Genomic DNA, 1,382 nt, shown 5'->3' with positions numbered 1-1,382 from the left:
CAGGGTTAGCGCGTCTCAAACCCTATTGACAAGCGAACTTGCCCGATCAGCAATCAAGTTGGAAACAAAGTGGCACTATCCGAGCTAGGGTAATATTTAATCCATTTAGTTGCAAGCTCAAAGTAATGTCAACAGGATTTGAGAACAAGAAAAGCAAAACCAAAGCATCTTTTGCACCCTGCATAGATAGCAAAGACATTACCACTAAGTTTCAGGAATACTTCACACAAATAAAAGACCCCAGAGTGGAAAGGACAAGATATCATTTACTCACAGATATCATCACCATAGCGATTTTGGCAGTAATAGCAGGATCGGAAGGTTGGGAAGATATTGAGGAGTATGGAATCAGTAAACAGGAGTGGTTGAAAACATTTTTGGAACTACCATTCGGAATACCCAGCCCCGATACTTTTAGAAGAGTGTTTGAGAGAATTAACCCAAGAGAATTTGAGCAATATTTTCGGCAATGGGTACAATCACTAGTTGAGAAATTGGGAGTAAAAGTAGTAGCCATAGATGGCAAAACTCATAGAGGCTCATATGACCGAGAATCTCAGCTAAAAGCTTTACACACGGTTAGTGCATGGTCAAGTGAACACCGTCTGGTCTTGGGGCAAACAAAGGTCATTGACAAATCCAATGAAATCACGGCAATTCCAGCACTGTTAGAAATGCTAGATATATCTGGCTGCATCATCACTATTGATGCAATGGGCACTCAAAAATCCATTGCCCAAAAAATCATCGCCGCAAATGCTGATTATATTTTGAGCCTGAAAGATAATCACCCTACGCTGCACCAACAAGTCAAGAATTGGTTTGAAACAGCCCAGTCCAATGGATTTAAAGATGTTAATGTCAGCATTAGTCAACGAGTAGAGAAGGGACATCACCGCATCGAAAATCGTCAAGTTTACACCGTACCAGTGTCACAACTTCCTGCACTTCATGAACAAGATTTGTGGACAGGACTGACAACAGTTGTGATGGTAGTGCGTTCGATTCAGCATTGGAATAAAACTACCCAGGAGGTGCAATTTTACATTACTAGTCTCGCCAGCGATGCAAACAAAATTGGTAGTGCAATTCGACAGCATTGGGGAATAGAAAATTCTGTTCATTGGACATTAGATGTCACTTTCAATGAGGATGAATGTCGAATTCGTTCTCTGCACAGTCCACAGAATTTTGCTTTGCTACGTCGCATTGCTCTGAATGCCTTAGAGCGAGAATCATCTTTTCGTCGCAGTATTCGACAAAAGTCACGGCGAGCTGCGATGAATGATCAGTATATGGTTTCTGTTTTGGCTGCGGCTCTTCCAAACTCAATACTCTCCTAGAATCTACCTGTCAATAGGGTTTGAGACGCGCTAACCCTG

The 1,382-nt window shown here is 41.9% G+C and carries 1 protein-coding gene; it reads left to right on the top strand.

Features of this window, described 5'->3' with window-relative positions:
- Positions 1 to 125: 125 nt before the first annotated feature.
- The gene (locus CDG79_RS40500) at positions 126 to 1,343 is read left to right on the top strand and encodes an ISAs1 family transposase (protein ID WP_094347042.1); all 1,218 of its coding nucleotides are present in this window, start codon (positions 126 to 128) and stop codon (positions 1,341 to 1,343) included.
- Positions 1,344 to 1,382 lie beyond the last annotated feature (39 nt).

The organism is Nostoc sp. 'Peltigera membranacea cyanobiont' 232 (assembly GCF_002245985.1).
Lineage (GTDB): Bacteria > Cyanobacteriota > Cyanobacteriia > Cyanobacteriales > Nostocaceae > Nostoc.
Note: the sequence above shows the minus strand (reverse complement) of the source record. Positions and strands in the feature narration are given on the sequence as shown.

What these genes read in the sequence shown, in the direction of transcription:
- CDG79_RS40500 (WP_094347042.1), top strand. Translation starts at nt 126, where the DNA reads ATGTCAACAGGATTTGAGAACAAGAAAAGCAAAACCAAAGCATCTTTT.